General features: G+C 56.3%; 17 protein-coding genes. All 17 read right to left on the bottom strand.

All coding sequences use genetic code 11. The features are described from left to right. Positions 1-9: 9 nt before the first annotated feature. The gene (locus H1B31_RS05510) at positions 10-639 is read right to left on the bottom strand and encodes a CheB methylesterase domain-containing protein (RefSeq protein ID WP_404828682.1); all 630 of its coding nucleotides are present in this window, start codon (positions 637-639) and stop codon (positions 10-12) included. After that, a complete protein-coding gene (locus H1B31_RS05505) occupies positions 629-1321 on the bottom strand; it encodes a flagellar brake protein (RefSeq protein ID WP_009657145.1) in 693 nt (230 codons plus the stop codon). Before H1B31_RS05505 ends, H1B31_RS05510 begins: the two co-directional genes overlap by 11 nt. Positions 1322-1339: 18 nt before the next feature. After that, the gene (locus H1B31_RS05500) at positions 1340-2230 is read right to left on the bottom strand and encodes a MinD/ParA family protein (RefSeq protein WP_009441167.1); all 891 of its coding nucleotides are present in this window, start codon (positions 2228-2230) and stop codon (positions 1340-1342) included. Position 2231: 1 nt separating this feature from the next. Continuing rightward, positions 2232-3623, bottom strand: a complete 1392-nt coding sequence (flhF, locus tag H1B31_RS05495; protein ID WP_185981178.1) for a flagellar biosynthesis GTPase FlhF — start codon at positions 3621-3623, stop codon at positions 2232-2234. Next, a complete protein-coding gene (flhA, locus tag H1B31_RS05490) occupies positions 3624-5708 on the bottom strand; it encodes a flagellar biosynthesis protein FlhA (protein WP_185981234.1) in 2085 nt (694 codons plus the stop codon). It abuts the gene before it with no gap. A gap of 131 nt (positions 5709-5839) precedes the next feature. Beyond that, positions 5840-6961, bottom strand: a complete 1122-nt coding sequence (gene flhB / locus H1B31_RS05485; RefSeq protein ID WP_009441170.1) for a flagellar biosynthesis protein FlhB — start codon at positions 6959-6961, stop codon at positions 5840-5842. Next, positions 6924-7706: a flagellar biosynthetic protein FliR gene (gene fliR / locus H1B31_RS05480; protein ID WP_185981177.1), complete on the bottom strand. Its 783-nt coding sequence runs from the start codon at positions 7704-7706 to the stop codon at positions 6924-6926. Before fliR ends, flhB begins: the two co-directional genes overlap by 38 nt. Positions 7707-7721: 15 nt before the next feature. Continuing rightward, positions 7722-7991 carry a flagellar biosynthesis protein FliQ gene (fliQ, locus tag H1B31_RS05475; protein WP_009441172.1) on the bottom strand — a complete coding sequence of 90 codons (270 nt, stop codon included), beginning with the start codon at positions 7989-7991 and terminating at the stop codon, positions 7722-7724. 15 nt (positions 7992-8006) lie between these two features. Next, positions 8007-8756 carry a flagellar type III secretion system pore protein FliP gene (fliP, locus tag H1B31_RS05470; RefSeq protein WP_185981176.1) on the bottom strand — a complete coding sequence of 250 codons (750 nt, stop codon included), beginning with the start codon at positions 8754-8756 and terminating at the stop codon, positions 8007-8009. Positions 8757-8785: 29 nt separating this feature from the next. Continuing rightward, positions 8786-9298: a FliO/MopB family protein gene (locus H1B31_RS05465; protein WP_185981175.1), complete on the bottom strand. Its 513-nt coding sequence runs from the start codon at positions 9296-9298 to the stop codon at positions 8786-8788. Beyond that, a complete protein-coding gene (locus H1B31_RS05460; protein WP_006307432.1) occupies positions 9298-9660 on the bottom strand; it encodes a response regulator in 363 nt (120 codons plus the stop codon). Before H1B31_RS05460 ends, H1B31_RS05465 begins: the two co-directional genes overlap by 1 nt. 157 nt (positions 9661-9817) lie before the next feature. Then, the gene (gene fliY / locus H1B31_RS05455; protein ID WP_185981174.1) at positions 9818-11005 is read right to left on the bottom strand and encodes a flagellar motor switch phosphatase FliY; all 1188 of its coding nucleotides are present in this window, start codon (positions 11003-11005) and stop codon (positions 9818-9820) included. Next, a complete protein-coding gene (fliM, locus tag H1B31_RS05450) occupies positions 10998-11999 on the bottom strand; it encodes a flagellar motor switch protein FliM (RefSeq protein WP_009441176.1) in 1002 nt (333 codons plus the stop codon). Before fliM ends, fliY begins: the two co-directional genes overlap by 8 nt. A gap of 39 nt (positions 12000-12038) precedes the next feature. Continuing rightward, positions 12039-12560, bottom strand: a complete 522-nt coding sequence (locus H1B31_RS05445; RefSeq protein ID WP_009441177.1) for a flagellar basal body-associated FliL family protein — start codon at positions 12558-12560, stop codon at positions 12039-12041. A gap of 119 nt (positions 12561-12679) precedes the next feature. After that, positions 12680-12880: a flagellar FlbD family protein gene (locus tag H1B31_RS05440; RefSeq protein ID WP_009441178.1), complete on the bottom strand. Its 201-nt coding sequence runs from the start codon at positions 12878-12880 to the stop codon at positions 12680-12682. Positions 12881-13031: 151 nt separating this feature from the next. Further along, a complete protein-coding gene (gene recO / locus H1B31_RS05435; protein WP_185981173.1) occupies positions 13032-13763 on the bottom strand; it encodes a DNA repair protein RecO in 732 nt (243 codons plus the stop codon). Continuing rightward, positions 13764-14414, bottom strand: a complete 651-nt coding sequence (locus tag H1B31_RS05430; RefSeq protein WP_157049435.1) for a DUF502 domain-containing protein — start codon at positions 14412-14414, stop codon at positions 13764-13766. It abuts the gene before it with no gap. Between the last annotated feature and the right edge of the window lie 7 nt (positions 14415-14421).

The following is a 14421-nucleotide window of genomic DNA, read 5'->3' as shown; positions in this document are numbered from 1 at the left end:
CCCTATTTCCTATCTTCTCACAGCCGCCTCGATCGCCTGCGCGATCTGCGGCAATGGGCATATCTCATCGGCTAGCCCCGCGTCGATGACGGATTTTGGCATTCCGTAGACGACACAGGTTGCTTCATCCTGCGCGATGCAGTAGCCGCCGTTTTCCTTGATCTTGCGCATCCCTTCGCGCCCGTCGCTGCCCATCCCCGTGAGTATCACGGCGACGACGTCCTTCCCCAGATGCGCGACAGAGTCGTACATCACATTGACGGCGGGGCGATGGTTGCCGACGGGAGGCTCATCGCTGAGCGCAATCCGCCGCGCACCGGCTTCGTGCAGGATGCGCAGATGGTGACTGCCGGGTGCAATGTAGACGCAGCCGGGTTCCAATAGATCCCCGTCCCGCGCCTCCCGCACCTGCACGCGAGAGACGCTGTGCAGACGACCCGCGAGCGCATTCGTAAAGCCTGCCGGCATGTGCTGAACGACGACCACAGGGCAGGGAAAGTTCTCCGGCAGCCCCGTTATGACAGTCTGCAATGCCTGTGGCCCCCCTGTCGAGGAACCGATCACAACAAGTCGCATACGCGTCCGAGGCGCCCCCCTCCCGGCATATGACGCAGCATTCTTTTCTCTGTCAGTCATCATTTACGCGCTCCACCTGCGCCCGCTGCACATGGAACAGATAGCGAATGATCTTGTCCCTCATGCCGCGCGAAATCCCTTGAAACTGCACGCCGACATGATAAATCGGTGTGTCGTCTTCGCGCTCAACGCGCGTACACCGCATGACCCGCGTCATGATCTCAAGGGTTCCGATGCCTGGAATATCATTAATCTCAAGCGCTGCATTCACGTGCAAAGGCACGGATTTCGGCCATGCAAAAGCAAGACCGCTGCCGCTCAGATCCACAATGGGGACACGCTTCGGTGCATCGATTTTCCCCTCCTGATCGACAAGGCGTATTGTTGCCGTGAGATTTACCTTAATGCGGAAGAACCCACGCTTTTGAAAGCGTTCCGCAACCTCGGGCAAAGAAATATGAAGCACGGGAATCCGTCCTTCGTGCCGTCCGTGACCACGATGTATGCTAAAGAATCGATAATGGCATCCATCCCCTGCAGCAAGCACGTACAAATTCTCACCGACATTTGGGATTACAGGAACACGGCGTTCGTCAAGGGGCATAGCAACAACGAGTTCATCTCCGACGATATCCTCCACGCGGCTCGTGTAGCCGGAGGTTTCCTCCTCGTTGTTTTCAAAGAATATTTCCAGCCGTTGTCCAATGGCTAAAACACTCCTTGCCTGTACCAATTCGCCCGCCATTTGAATTTTCCTCCTTGGCTACGTCGAAAACTTGAAAATTTGCTGTAAAAACCCTTTCCAGCCTCGTTTCACTCTCATTTCACCGCCTGTGAGCAGGGATTCTGCCAATGCATCGATACAGCGCGCTGCTGCGGCGTTTGGCTCCGCTTTCAGGAGCGGGAGTTGTTTGCGCACTGCCTTCGTGACTGATGTATCTTCAAAGACATAGCCGAGGCAGTCCACGGGCATATGCAGAAATTTCTCGGCAGCGCGCTGCAGTTTCAGAGCCACCTCGCGGCTCTCCTTCTGCTCATAAACACGATTGATAATCAGACGAAGATTCTTTTGTGCTGCGTAGATACTGTATGCCTTCATGACAGCATAGGCATCGGTGAGCGAGGTCGGCTCCGGTGTTGTCACAAGCAACACCTCGTCTGCCGCAAGGATGAAATCCATGACGTTGCGCCCAAGCCCCGCGCCCGTATCAACGATAATCAGATCGGCACGTGCAGCACAGTCGGCAAGTTTTTGCTGCAGGAGGACTTTCTCTGCATGGTCATACTCGAGAGCCTTCTCAATGCCCGAGCCTCCCGAGATGTACTGAACGCCGTGTGGGGTCTCGACAATGACGTCATCCAGCTTCACTTCGGGCTGCAGAAGGTCAAGCAAGTGCTTGCGCGACGAGGCGCCGAGTAAGATGTCCACATTCGCCATACCGAGATCTGCATCGATGACGAGCACGCGATGCCCCCTGCGCTGGAGGGCGATTGCAAGGTTGACGGCAATGTTAGTCTTGCCGACGCCCCCCTTGCCGCTCGTGATTGCAATCACGCGCACATGCGCCCACGCCTCTGCCTGCGCAGATGAGACAGGCATCGGAATGGTCTCAGCACCTACCATTTGACGTAGCCGCGTTGCCTGATCCGTCATATCATTCCCTCAAAAGTAATTCCGCAAACCGATCTGCCGTCGCCGGAATGATGTCGTCCGGCACGCTCTGCCCGTTTGATAGGAAGGAAAGCGGGAGATCTTTGCCCGCAAGCAGATTGAGTACCATGCCGATCGTCCGCGTCTCATCTGTCTTCGTAAAGATGATGCGATCCGGTTTGCATACGGAGAATCGCTTCATGATCTCCGCCACATCCTCTTCTTTCGTCGTGGCACTGACGACGAGATGCTTTTCCATGCGGGGGTGCGCCATGAGCAAGTCCTTGAGCTCATCCATCTGAAACTCATTGTATTGACTACGTCCCGCTGTATCGACGAGGACAAAATCCTTGCTGCGGTGGCGTGCAATCGCCTTCTTGAGGTCGGCGGCGGAGTAGACGACCTCGACGGGAAGTCCCAGAATCTCGGCGTATTTTTTGAGCTGCTCCACCGCTGAGATACGGTAGGTATCGGCGGTGATAAGCGCGCCCTTGAGATTCTGCTCCAGCACGAAATGAGCCGCCGCCTTGGCAAGCGTCGTGGTCTTGCCGACCCCCGTCGTTCCGATAAAGGCGACAACGCGGGAACTTCGCCCAGCCATCTGCAGTCCATCCGTGAACTTCATCACCTGCGCGAGGTAACCGGATAGAACACTGACGGCGCGCGGGTCCAGACTGTCTAGATTCACATCGGCAACCGGAATCTTGCCGGAAAAATCCTCGCAGAGTTCATCGCGCACATCCTGACGGCGCAGGACATCCCGTATCGTGACCGTTTCCTTCGGCTGATTCGCCGCCATCATCGAGGCGAGCATCGTCTTCATCTGCGCAAGCTCATCCTCAAGCATACGGATGCGCTCTGCTGAGCCATCCTTCTGCTGATCGGCATGGGCTTCAGCGGGCTCTAATTCTGCCGCCTGTATAGGAGGTGGTTTGACCGCCGTCTCATAGGCGGGCGCCGCAGGCTGCGGCACAGGCGCAGCAGGTGCCGGTGCGAGAGGTGCCGCATACACGTCCCGCGGATAGATGGGTGCCGCTGCCGTGGCATAGGGGGCTGCAACGGTAGGCTCTGCCCCGTAGCTGTCATATGCAGGCAAAACACTCCGTGCCGGCCTTGCGCTTGCCCCCTCTGCGGGCGCCTCCGTCATCCGATATTGATTAAGGACATTGGAGGGGAGAATTGGTGCAGCAGGCGGCACGTACACAGATGGCGCGTGTGGTACGCGTGCCTGGGTCTCATCGACCGCAGCCGTCACTTCGATCATCTCTGCGCCGCCGAGCACCCCGCTCTCACGATATTTTTTTGTATGGAGGAGTACGGCATCGCTGCCGAGCTCGTCCTTGATCTGTTCCATGGCTTCCTTTACAGAGGAGGCACGCACCGTCCTGACCTGCACTTAGATTCTCACCACCCCAAGGATCTGGATTTCAACATTCTGTTCGATCTCCGCATGGGAGAGCACAATCAGCCCCGGAATGGAGCGTTCTACAAGATTACGGAAGTAGGGACGCACGGTCGGACTCGTCAGCACAATGGGCTGATAGCCCTGATCGGTCAGCTTCTTGAGCTCCTCCTGCAATGCTATCAGCAGTTTCTGCATGGAGTCGGGATCTAGGCTGACATATGAACCGTGCTCCGTGCGCTGGACGCTGCCCGCAATCTTGTTCTCAATCGCAGGGTCAAGCGTAATGCATGGCAGCACACCGTTCTGGACGTTCTGCTGTGTGATATGCCGCGCCATCGCATGGCGGACATATTCTGTCAGGATGTCCGTATCCTTCGTTGCTGTACCGTAGTCGGCGAGCACCTCGAGGATCGTACTCATATCGCGGATCGAGATGCGTTCGCTCAGGAGATTTGCCAGTACCTTCTGCACCTCGCCCACGCTGAGCAGGTTCGGGACGACCTCGTCCACGAGCGCCGCGTTGGTCTTCTGGAGATTGTCGAGGAGGTTCTGCGTCTCCTGACGTCCGAGGATCTCAGCCGCATGCTGCTTGATGATCTCCGTGAGATGGGTCGCGAGCACGGAGACCGCGTCGACCACAGTATAGCCGTTTAGCTCCGCCTGCTCGCGCTCGTTCTCCGAGATCCAGAGGGCGGGCAGACCAAATGCCGGCTCCGTCGTCTCAATGCCCGGCACCTCCTCGAACACCGTGCCGGAGTTCATCGCGAGGTAGTGGTCGAGCATGAGCTCGCCGCGTGCAATCTCAATGCCCTTGAGCTTGATGATGTACGCGTTCGGCTTGATCTGTATATTGTCGCGGATGCGGATGGTCGGCACGACGAGGCCGAGCTCAAGCGCACACTGCCGACGGATCATGACAATGCGGTCGAGCAGATCGCCCCCCTGCCCTGTATCGACAAGTGGGATGAGGCTGTAGCCAATCTCGAGCTCCATCGGGTCGACCTGCAGCAGGGATACGATGTTCTCGGGGGTCGTTGCCTCCTTCTTCGCCTTTGCCTTTTGCTCGACCTGCTGCACCTCCTGCTCCACTGCCTGCCCCCGATGAAGATTCCATGCAATCAAGCCGCAGATTACAGCGAGCACCGTAAATGGCACGCCCGGCAGCCCCGGCATGATGGCGAGGAAGAGCAGAACGCCCGTGAGGATCATAAAGATACGCGCATTGCGGAAGAGCTGCTTCACGAGATCGCCGCCGAGGTTGCCCTCAGCCGCTGAACGCGTGACAATAATACCGGTTGCCGTCGAGATGAGGAGCGCCGGAATCTGTGCGACCAGGCCTTCGCCGACGGTCAGCAGCGTATAGGTCTGCAGCGCCTGCGCCGCGTCCATATCGCGCTGCAGCATGCCGATGACAAAGCCGCCACCGATGTTGATAATCATGATGACGATTGCGGCGATTGCGTCGCCCTTGACGAACTTCGAAGCACCGTCCATTGCGCCGAAGAAATCGGACTCGCGCTGCACCTTTTCACGCCGGCGCTTCGCCTCCGCATCCGTGATCGCGCCCTGGTTGAGATCGGCATCGATCGCCATCTGCTTACCAGGCATCGCGTCGAGGGTGAATCGTGCCGAAACCTCAGCCACGCGCTCCGATCCCTTCGTGATGACGATGAAGTTGACAATGACGAGGATGACGAACACGATGAAGCCGACCACCGCATTACCACCGACAACGAAGTTGCCAAACGCAGTAATAACCTCTCCGGCATAGCCATTGAGGAGGATGAGACGGGTCGAGGAGATATTCAACGCCAGACGAAACAGTGTCGTAATCAGCAATAAAGATGGAAAGACTGATAGATCGAGTGCCTCCACATTATAGATCGCTGACATCACGACGAGAAGTGCAATTGTAATATTCAGGCAGATAAGAACGTCCAACAAAATCGTCGGCAACGGAATAATCATCATGATGACGATTGTTACGATGGCAACGGCGATCAGGACGTCACTGTATCGTTGTATGAGATTGCCGGATGCAAGAGGATTTACACTGCCGGTCTGCGGTGCCGCCATACTCTCACTCACTCCCTCATTCCCTACGAGGACAAATAATTATTCGTCCCCTAAATATTATACCAAATATCGCAAGTACGTCAAATATTTAATAAGACTTTCGTCATGGATTAGAGAAATTGCCCGTTTTCTCATGCACCGCGCCGCGCGTGTTTCAGTCGATAGACGTACGCGAGCACCTCAGCGACCGCCTGATAGAGCTCCTGCGGCACACTGTCGCCGACCTGCACGGCGGCGTAGAGCGTGCGTGCAAGCGGCTTGTTCTCGATGATCGGCACACGTGCCTCACGTCCGATCTCCTTGATGCGCTGCGCAACGAGATCCTGCCCTTTGGCAATGACCGTCGGCGCAACCATGCCCTGTTCATAGGAGAGCGCTACAGCGTAGTGTGTCGGGTTTGTAATGATGACATCCGCCTTCGGGACTTCCTTCATCATGCGCGCCATCGCCATCTGCCGCTGCTTCTGACGAATCTTGCCCTTGATCTGCGGATCACCTTCCGTCTGCTTCATCTCGTCCTTGACTTCCTGCTTCGACATCTTGAGATCCTGCGTCGTCTGCCATTTCTGGTAGCCGTAGTCCATGAACGCCATAACCATGATGACGCCAATGACGATGAACGCCATCTGGAAGATGATCTCCGCAACGAGCGCAAGGCTCGTCGTCAGGTCAAAGAACATGAACTGTGGCATCGCAAGGATCTGTTCGTGGATGAAACGGTAGAGGAAGAAGCCGATGACGATGATCTTGAAGATGGACTTCGCCAGCTCCACGAGGGAGCGCTTCGAGAAGATGCGACCGAACCCGTTGATGGGGTTGAGCTTGTCCAGCTTGAACTCGATGGACTCCGTGTTGAAATTCAACCCCACCTGGAAGAAGTTGACCGCAAGTCCGATAATCATGATGAAGATCATGATCGGAAACGCAGTCTTGGCGAGGACGATGACGATTCCGATGAAGATGCGGAGGATGTTCTCCGTGTCCACTGTCTGGTTCAGATTGCTGAACACATAGGTTGTATAGGTTGCAATCGATACATAGATCGAATCCCACAGCAGCTTGAGCCCAAAGAAGCCAATGAGCAGCACGAATGCGCTGTTGACTTCCTGGCTGCGTCCAACCTGCCCCTTCTTGCGCGCGTCGGCGCGCTTCTTCGCCGTTGGTTCCTCTGTCTTTTCCCCCGCGAAACGCTGGAGATCAAAGACGAACGGCGCGCTATTGGAGGGCGCGTACCGCAAGTGATATATTTCCATACATTTCATGAAACAGCACATCCAGGAATAAGACATAGAACGGAATGATCATCGACAGGACAGTGATGCCAATCATCAGCTGCATCGGAATGCCCACGACGAAGATGTTCATCTGCGGCATCGTGCGCGCGAGGATGCCCAGCCCCACATTCGTGAGCAGGATCGCGAAAGTGATCGGCATCGCGATCTTCATCCCCGTGAGGAAAATGCCGCTGACGAAATTCGCCATGAGGAGCGCAATCGAGATATTCGGCTCGATCCCCGCAATCGGTACAACGCGGAAGCTCTCCGTAAGCGCGGCCAGTATCATATGATGCCCATTTGTCACGAGCAGGATGATGATCGCCAGATTATAAAGAAAACTTCCGATGAGCGGTATCTGCTGACCGGAAGTCGGATCCACAACATTGACAATGGCAAAGCCCACCTGCATATCCATGACCTTGCCTGCCATCGTAATGGCGGCGAAGGAGATGTATGCCACAAAGCCGATCAGCCATCCAATGAAAAGTTCTCCGATCGCGGCGGCGGCAAACATGATGATGCTCTCGGGCGCCGCGGGCGTCCCCAATCCGTCGATCATGGGAAAGAGCACAACCGTTATTGCAAGCGCCAATCCGACGCGGAAATATGCCGAGATATTCATACTGCCGAAGAACGGCGATATGAGAAAGATACCACTAATCCGCGTGAGCGAGAGCAAAAATGCTGCGATATGCCCCTGAAGCAGCTCATACAAATCCATGCACTGCCGCCCCCTTCAGCGCAGATAGATCGGCAGGTTGACAAACACATTCGTCACATACTCGACCATGATGCGCAGCATCCACGGGCCAAAGATCAGGATTGCAACAAAGACTGCAATGATCTTGGGGATGAATGCCAGTGTCTGCTCCTGAATCGAGGTGGTCGCCTGAAAGACCGCCACCAAAAGACCAACAATGAGTCCAAGTCCCAGCATGGGAGCAGAGACCAGAAGGACGATGAAGAGCGCCTCCTGGGCAAGCTGGATGACCAAATCTCCGGACATCGCACGCCTCCCCCGCTAACGGAAACTCATGATGAGCGACTGGATCAGGAGATGCCACCCGTCGACCATGACAAACAAGAGGATCTTGAACGGCAGGGAAATCATCACCGGCGGCAGCATCATCATACCCATTGACATCAGCGTACTCGCAACGATCATATCGATGACGATGAACGGGATGTAGATCATGAAGCCGATCTGAAACGCCGTCTTCAGCTCACTGATGATGAATGCCGGAATGAGCGTAAATGTTGATACATCCTCGGGTCCCTCCGGTCGGGGGGCTTCCGAAAGATTGACAAAGAGCGCGAGATCGGATTCTCGCGTCTGGCGGAACATGAACTCACGCATCGGGTCAACGATATTGTCAAGCGCCTGCTCCTGCGAGATCTGCCCAGCGAGATAGGGCTGTATCCCGTTCTCATTCGCCTGCCCCCAATAGGGTGCCATGATGTAAAACGACAGGAAGAGCGAGAGCGCGATGACGACCTGATTCGGCGGTACGTTCTGCGTTGAGAGCGCGTTGCGCAGGAAGCCGATGACGACCACAATACGAACGAAGGAGGTCGTCATGACGAGAATCGCAGGTGCCAGTGAAATAATGGTCAGAACCGCAAGCAGCTGCATCGTCGTTGCAACATCCTGCGGATTCTCCGACGTCCCCACACCGACACTAAGCGTCGGAATCAAGGGTGCTGCGCTCGCATGTCCCGCGCCCATCAGGAGGAGCGCCGCGCCTCCCAAAACAAGCAATTTGCGCCCCAATCCTGTCCCCCCATTTCTCTCCCCCGCCTTTACTTTCGGAAAAGCGGTGGTATTTTTTGAACAAAATCCGACAGAGAACCGAACTGCTCCTGAAAGACGCCGCCCCCTGCGGGTTCCGAACTGCGAATCTCGTCCACCGTCTCCGGATCGTCAATCTCTGTGATCAGATGGATATTCGCATCGGTGACGCCCAGTACAAAGACGCGCCCAAAGAGCTCTACGACACAGACCGAGCGGTTCGGCCCGAGCGGCAGCTGCAGATAGATCTGTCCCCCGCGTGCCGCAAGCCTCTGCATGGAGTTCTTTCCAAAGGCACGCGCTGCGAAGTAGGCGAGGATGACCACGAACGCAAAGACAGCAAAAAGACTGACCACATAGGCGACCGTCGACCACCATGATACGGCCGACGGGCGCGGGTCAGCCTCTTCATATCCGGCTAAATATCCACCGCCCGTCTCACCTGCGGCAGACACGTCTCCCATGCACAAGAAAAGTAGGAGCCATCCGATCAGCAGGGACAGTGAAAATATCCGTTTGTTCATCAGCCGACGGCTTTGCGAATGGCCTCCAGCACGCGATCCGCCTGGAACGGCTTCACGATGAAGTCGCGCGCGCCTGCCTGAATGGCCTCGATAACCATTGCCTGCTGTCCCATCGCGCTGCACATAACAACCTTTGCAGCGGGATCGACCTTCTTGATCTCCTTGACAGCGGTGATGCCATCCATCTCCGGCATCGTAATGTCCATCGTCACGAGATCCGGCTTCAGCTCCTGATACTTCTCGAGAGCCTTCATGCCATTCTCAGCTTCGCCAACGATTTCATAGCCGTTCTTCGAGAGGATGTCCTTCACCATCATTCGCATAAAAGCTGCATCATCAACGATCAGAACGCGAGTTGCCATTTTCTCATCTCTCCTTAATCCGACAGAACATCCCTATTCCAAAGGGCACAAAACACATAGAAATCATGTGCATTTTTATCGTTACTCATTATAACGAAATCTGCCCTCTGTGACAAGGATTTTCTACACCAGTCCCAAAAGAACCATATTCCTTCCGCTACTGGAGGCGTGCAGCGCGCTCCAGCGGGCTGACAATCTCCGTAATGCGAACGCCGAAGTTCTCGTCGATGACGACAACCTCCCCCTTCGCGAGGTACTTGCCGTTGACCATGATGTCCACGGGCTCGCCGGCAAGTTTATCCAGCTCCACAATAGAGCCCTTCGTCAGGTCGAGAATGTCCTTGATGGACTTCTTCGTGCGCCCAAGCTCGACATTGACCTGAAGCGGAACGTCGAGGATCAGACCGATATTGGCGTCGTTGACCTGTACCGGCGTAGAGCTGAGCGGTGTGAACTGCGCCGACTGTACCGGCACATTGGATGCTACATGTGACTGCATAGGCGGTGCTCCATATCCATAGTTTGCAGGTGCAGCTGCTGCCGGCGCCGCTGCTGCCGGAGCTGCCGGAGCTGCAGGCGGAGGCGGTGCAGCCGCTGCCACAACGGCTTCTTCCTCGTTGTCGACATCCGGCTGCTGATTCATCAACGCGTCGACCATATCCTTTGCGACGTCGAGCGGCAGGAGCTGCATGATCTCACTGTCGATGAGACCGTCCACCTCCATGCGGAAGGACGCCTGGATGATCGGGTCGACCTTGTCCAGCAGCTTGGACACCACTTCCTCTGTCCCAAGGTCAACCAGCGTGACCACTGGGGGAGTAATATCCACCTTTTTATTAAACATCGACGAGAGCGAGGTTGCAACGCTGCCCATCATCTGGTTCATGCATTCGCTGACCGCGCTCATGTGGAGCTCGCTCAGCTCCTGATCGGGATTCGTGCCGTCATTGCCCATCATGAGATCGGCGATGATCGCGGCATCCTTCGCCTGAATGCAGAGGACGTTGTTGCCCTCAATGCCGATGCTGTAGCCCACCTCGACAACGAGGAAGGGCACGGGATACTTTTCCTTCAGCTTGCGCAGATTGGATACGGAGACCGTCGGGGTCGTGATCGATACCTTGCGTCCAAGCAGGACGGAGAGGGTCGTTGCAGCGCCCCCCATCGAGATATTGCCGATCTCCCCGAGCGCATCGCGTTCCAGGTCTGTAATGCCGGCATCATCCTCTTCAGAAGACGAGTCGGCAGCAGGCGCAGCGTCATCGGCAGGCGCATCATCGCCGCCGCCCGCTCCACCGCTCAGGAGGGCATCAATCTCCTCCTGCGAGATCATTTCATCACTCATTCGCGTCGTCATCTCCTTCTATAATGCCGGATATTTGCACAGCCATTCGCTTTCCGGCGGTACCCGGATGTGCGCGGAACTTCGCATTCGACCCAACGTAGCAGACGAGCTCATCCTGTGCCAGCGTGTCGAGCTGTAGCACATCGCCGAAGCCGAGCGTCAGGAACTCGTGGATCGTAATGTCGACCGTGCCGAGTTCCACTGAGAACGGCACCCATGTCCGCTCAATCTTGCGTTGGAGCTCCGCCACCTGCTCGGGCGAGCTCTCCTTGTCCACAGAGGACGCCACCCAGAACGACGTGGTGAGCTTCGACATGACCGGCTCGAGCACCAGATAGGGAATGCAGATGTTCATCATGCCGTCGACATCGCCCATCTTGATGTGAATCGTGACGAGCACGACCATATCGCTGGGCGGGACGATCTGCGCAAACTGCGGATTCGTTTCCATCGTCTCGAAGTTCGGACGGAACTCCACCACGTTGCTCCACGCTTCCCTAAAGTAATTGGTGACCGTGTCGATGAAGCGACGCATGACCGCCGTCTCAATATCCGTCAGGGCACGCGACTTGAGGCCGCTTTTTCCCTCGCCGCCAAAAACGCGGTCGATGTAGGCAAAAGCCAGATCCGTACCGACCTCGATGATGATATTGCCCTTGAGCGGCGGAAGTGCAAGTATGCCGATCACGGACGGATTCCCCATCGACTGAACAAATTCCTGATAGGTCATCTGCTCGACCGACAAAACCTCGATATCGACCATCGTGCGCAGACTCGCCGACAGATAGGTGTTCAGGAGACGCGAAAAGGTCTCATGCAGCATGAACAGCGTGCGGATCTGATCCTTAGAGAACCGATCCGGGCGCTTAAAGTCATAGACCTTGACCTTGCGTTCCTCTTCTTCCGCCTTGACTTCCTCGGCGGAAACCGAGCCGTCCGAAAGCGCTGAGAGCAGCTTATCTATTTCGGATTGAGACAGTACGTCCTCAGCCAAGACTCTTCCCCCTTCCCTTTGTGCAGTGGTTCATGTTACTTACTGCAGCAGGAAGCTCGTGATGTAAACATCATAAACAGAGCCTTGTCCCAGACGCTCGTTGAGCGCATCCTTCAGCTGCTTCTTGAGCGCATCCTGCTTGGATGCGTCAAACTCCTCCAGCGGTGCAGCACGCAGGAACTGCATCGTCGTATCGAGGATCTTCGTCTCCGCGACCGAACCGACCTTGCCGTCCACAACATTATCCGACTTGCCGGGGTTGAGCTCCAGAACGATGCCCGCCTTGAGGAACTTGCCGGAGCGTCCGCCGCCGACATTGACGAGAATGCCTTCCTTCGGGTCGCCAAGCTTGTAGAACACCCCGGGATCGTGATTCGATTTGCCCCCGCTGCCATCCTCCGAATGCGACGGTGACTCCGCCTGTGAGAAGATGTAGTACGAGATGCCCCCGGCTGCCGCCACTGCGACAAGTACTGCCACGATGACCACCACGACCATCATGAGCATGGGTGATTTCTGCTTTGGCTGCTCAGCCGCCTGTTCTTCCTTTTCCTCCGCCATGAGTTACTCCCTCCCTAAAAATGACCACGAAGCCACAGGGGCTCCACACCCGGGCACTCCCTTGCCACGTAGAGGAACACTGTTCCCCCCATTATACCAAAGGAATGGAAATTCGCCAACTAATTTTGATGAAGCGCGCGACGATACTTGATCGTGCGTCGCACAATCTCCTCCATCGGCTCCTCGACGATCAGCTTTTTCCCGTTGGTAAGCGTTATTACAGTATCCGGCGTTTCCTCAATGCTCTCGATGATCTCTGCATTGAGGACAAACTCACCTTTTTTGTTCGTCTTGGAGTTGAACTTCGTCAGCATGATCATGACAGGCTTTCCCCTCCGTTCCCTCTCTCATTTTTTGCGCACAGCAAAAACTATACACAAATGATTACCTGATATATTTTCGCCATCATCTTTACTTTTCCTTTTTTTTTCGGGTTATTTTTTCATCATGCCTTAAATTTTTCAAAAAAAATTATCCGAGCTGGGCTAAAAACGACAGTGAACGCAGGGGATGACCGACAAGTTCCTGCACGTGCGCGAGCACGAGAGACTCTGCAGCCATCAGGGTTCCGCCGCGCAGCTGCAGGCTCGGCGGGTGCGCCCAGTCAAGCTGCTCGAGTGAGATGAGGAGCAGGCGCAGCTCCTCCGAAAAAGCTGCACTGTCCTCTGTACGGCAGTCCGCACAGAGGACTCCGTTCTCCCGTGTGTGGAAGAAAGCGTCCCCCTCGATCAGGACACCGCAGTGCAAGCAGCGCTCATAGCTCTGCTGCAGTCCGGCTGCGGCAAGTGTCTGTAAGACGGCGGCGAGCGCCGTGACGCGCGGGTTGCGAGTCTCGAATGCCGTCAGGATCGCAGAGAGTCGGTCAAAGAACGCTTCGTCCGTGATGCCCTCTGGCATAAATTCGCGGATCACCTCCGCGACAAAGGTCGCATAGGCAAGTGCCGTGAGGTCGAGTGAGAGCTTTGCGTGATGGGCACGCACGCTCGCCGTCTTGACTGTCTCGAGGCGTCCGCCCTCGGCAAATTGCAGCTCGGCGTGCACGAACATCTGCATCGCACCCGCAAGGGGACTCCGCGGGCGGCGGCAGCCGAATGCGGCGGCACGCACGAGACCGCGCTCGCGTGTGAAGATCGTCATGACCTTGTCTGCCTCGCCCCAGCTGCGCGCACCGAGCACGATGCCCTCTGTTCCGTAGAGTGCCATCTACCCTTCCGCCTTCTGCCCATCGTCAGCGAGGCGGTTCTCCGGATTTTTCGATGCGCCCTTCTTTTTCTCTTCGGCAAGCGGCATGACGGCGCCCGCCGTCAGCATGTACTGCAGAGCCTCCTCCTTCGGGATGTCGATCGTCACCGCGTCCTCCTCCTTGACGAGCAGCGTCGTCCCCGAGGTCATATTGAGGCTCCACGGGACGAAGACGCAGACGTAACCGCCGCCCATCGCCTGCTGGAAACGCGGCGGCAGATCCGCCATGACGAAGCCGAGCGCACGCGCGCCCTGATAGGGCACGTGGACGACGCGCTTGAAGTTGCTGCTCGAGTCGAGCACGGCTTCCGAGAGGCGCTTCACGCTCGTGTAGATGAACTTCACAAACGGAATCGTGCCCATCATATTTTCTCCAAATGAGATCAACTTTGCGATCGCCCAGTTTGTTGATGCCCAGCCGACGGCGTAGATGACGAGGACGAGCGTGATGATGCCCATTCCTGGGAAGTAGAAGGGCAGATACTGCCCGAGCACGCCCTCGGTGAAGCGCAGCGTCCACTCGATGACGAGCAGGGTAATGATGACGGGCACGAGGACGAGCAGCCCGTTGACAAAGCGGCGTGACATGCGATTCAGTTCCCGCTGATACATCTGATCA

The sequence above is a fragment of the Selenomonas timonae genome (assembly GCF_014250475.1).
Taxonomy (GTDB): Bacteria; Bacillota; Negativicutes; order Selenomonadales; family Selenomonadaceae; genus Centipeda; species Centipeda timonae.
Note: the sequence above shows the minus strand (reverse complement) of the source record. Positions and strands in the feature narration are given on the sequence as shown.

Coding starts and splice junctions, on each gene's coding strand:
- H1B31_RS05445 (WP_009441177.1), bottom strand. CDS start 12,560: ATGGCGGAGGAAAAGGAAGAACAGGCGGCTGAGCAGCCAAAGCAGAAA.
- flhB (WP_009441170.1), bottom strand. CDS start 6,961: ATGGAAATATATCACTTGCGGTACGCGCCCTCCAATAGCGCGCCGTTC.
- recO (WP_185981173.1), bottom strand. CDS start 13,763: ATGGCACTCTACGGAACAGAGGGCATCGTGCTCGGTGCGCGCAGCTGG.
- H1B31_RS05430 (WP_157049435.1), bottom strand. CDS start 14,414: ATGTATCAGCGGGAACTGAATCGCATGTCACGCCGCTTTGTCAACGGG.
- H1B31_RS05510 (WP_404828682.1), bottom strand. CDS start 639: ATGATGACTGACAGAGAAAAGAATGCTGCGTCATATGCCGGGAGGGGG.
- fliR (WP_185981177.1), bottom strand. CDS start 7,706: ATGGATTTGTATGAGCTGCTTCAGGGGCATATCGCAGCATTTTTGCTC.
- flhA (WP_185981234.1), bottom strand. CDS start 5,708: ATGGCGGCACCGCAGACCGGCAGTGTAAATCCTCTTGCATCCGGCAAT.
- H1B31_RS05500 (WP_009441167.1), bottom strand. CDS start 2,230: ATGACGGATCAGGCAACGCGGCTACGTCAAATGGTAGGTGCTGAGACC.
- fliY (WP_185981174.1), bottom strand. CDS start 11,005: ATGAGTGATGAAATGATCTCGCAGGAGGAGATTGATGCCCTCCTGAGC.
- H1B31_RS05440 (WP_009441178.1), bottom strand. CDS start 12,880: ATGATCATGCTGACGAAGTTCAACTCCAAGACGAACAAAAAAGGTGAG.
- H1B31_RS05460 (WP_006307432.1), bottom strand. CDS start 9,660: ATGGCAACTCGCGTTCTGATCGTTGATGATGCAGCTTTTATGCGAATG.
- H1B31_RS05465 (WP_185981175.1), bottom strand. CDS start 9,298: ATGAACAAACGGATATTTTCACTGTCCCTGCTGATCGGATGGCTCCTA.
- H1B31_RS05505 (WP_009657145.1), bottom strand. CDS start 1,321: ATGGCGGGCGAATTGGTACAGGCAAGGAGTGTTTTAGCCATTGGACAA.
- fliQ (WP_009441172.1), bottom strand. CDS start 7,991: ATGTCCGGAGATTTGGTCATCCAGCTTGCCCAGGAGGCGCTCTTCATC.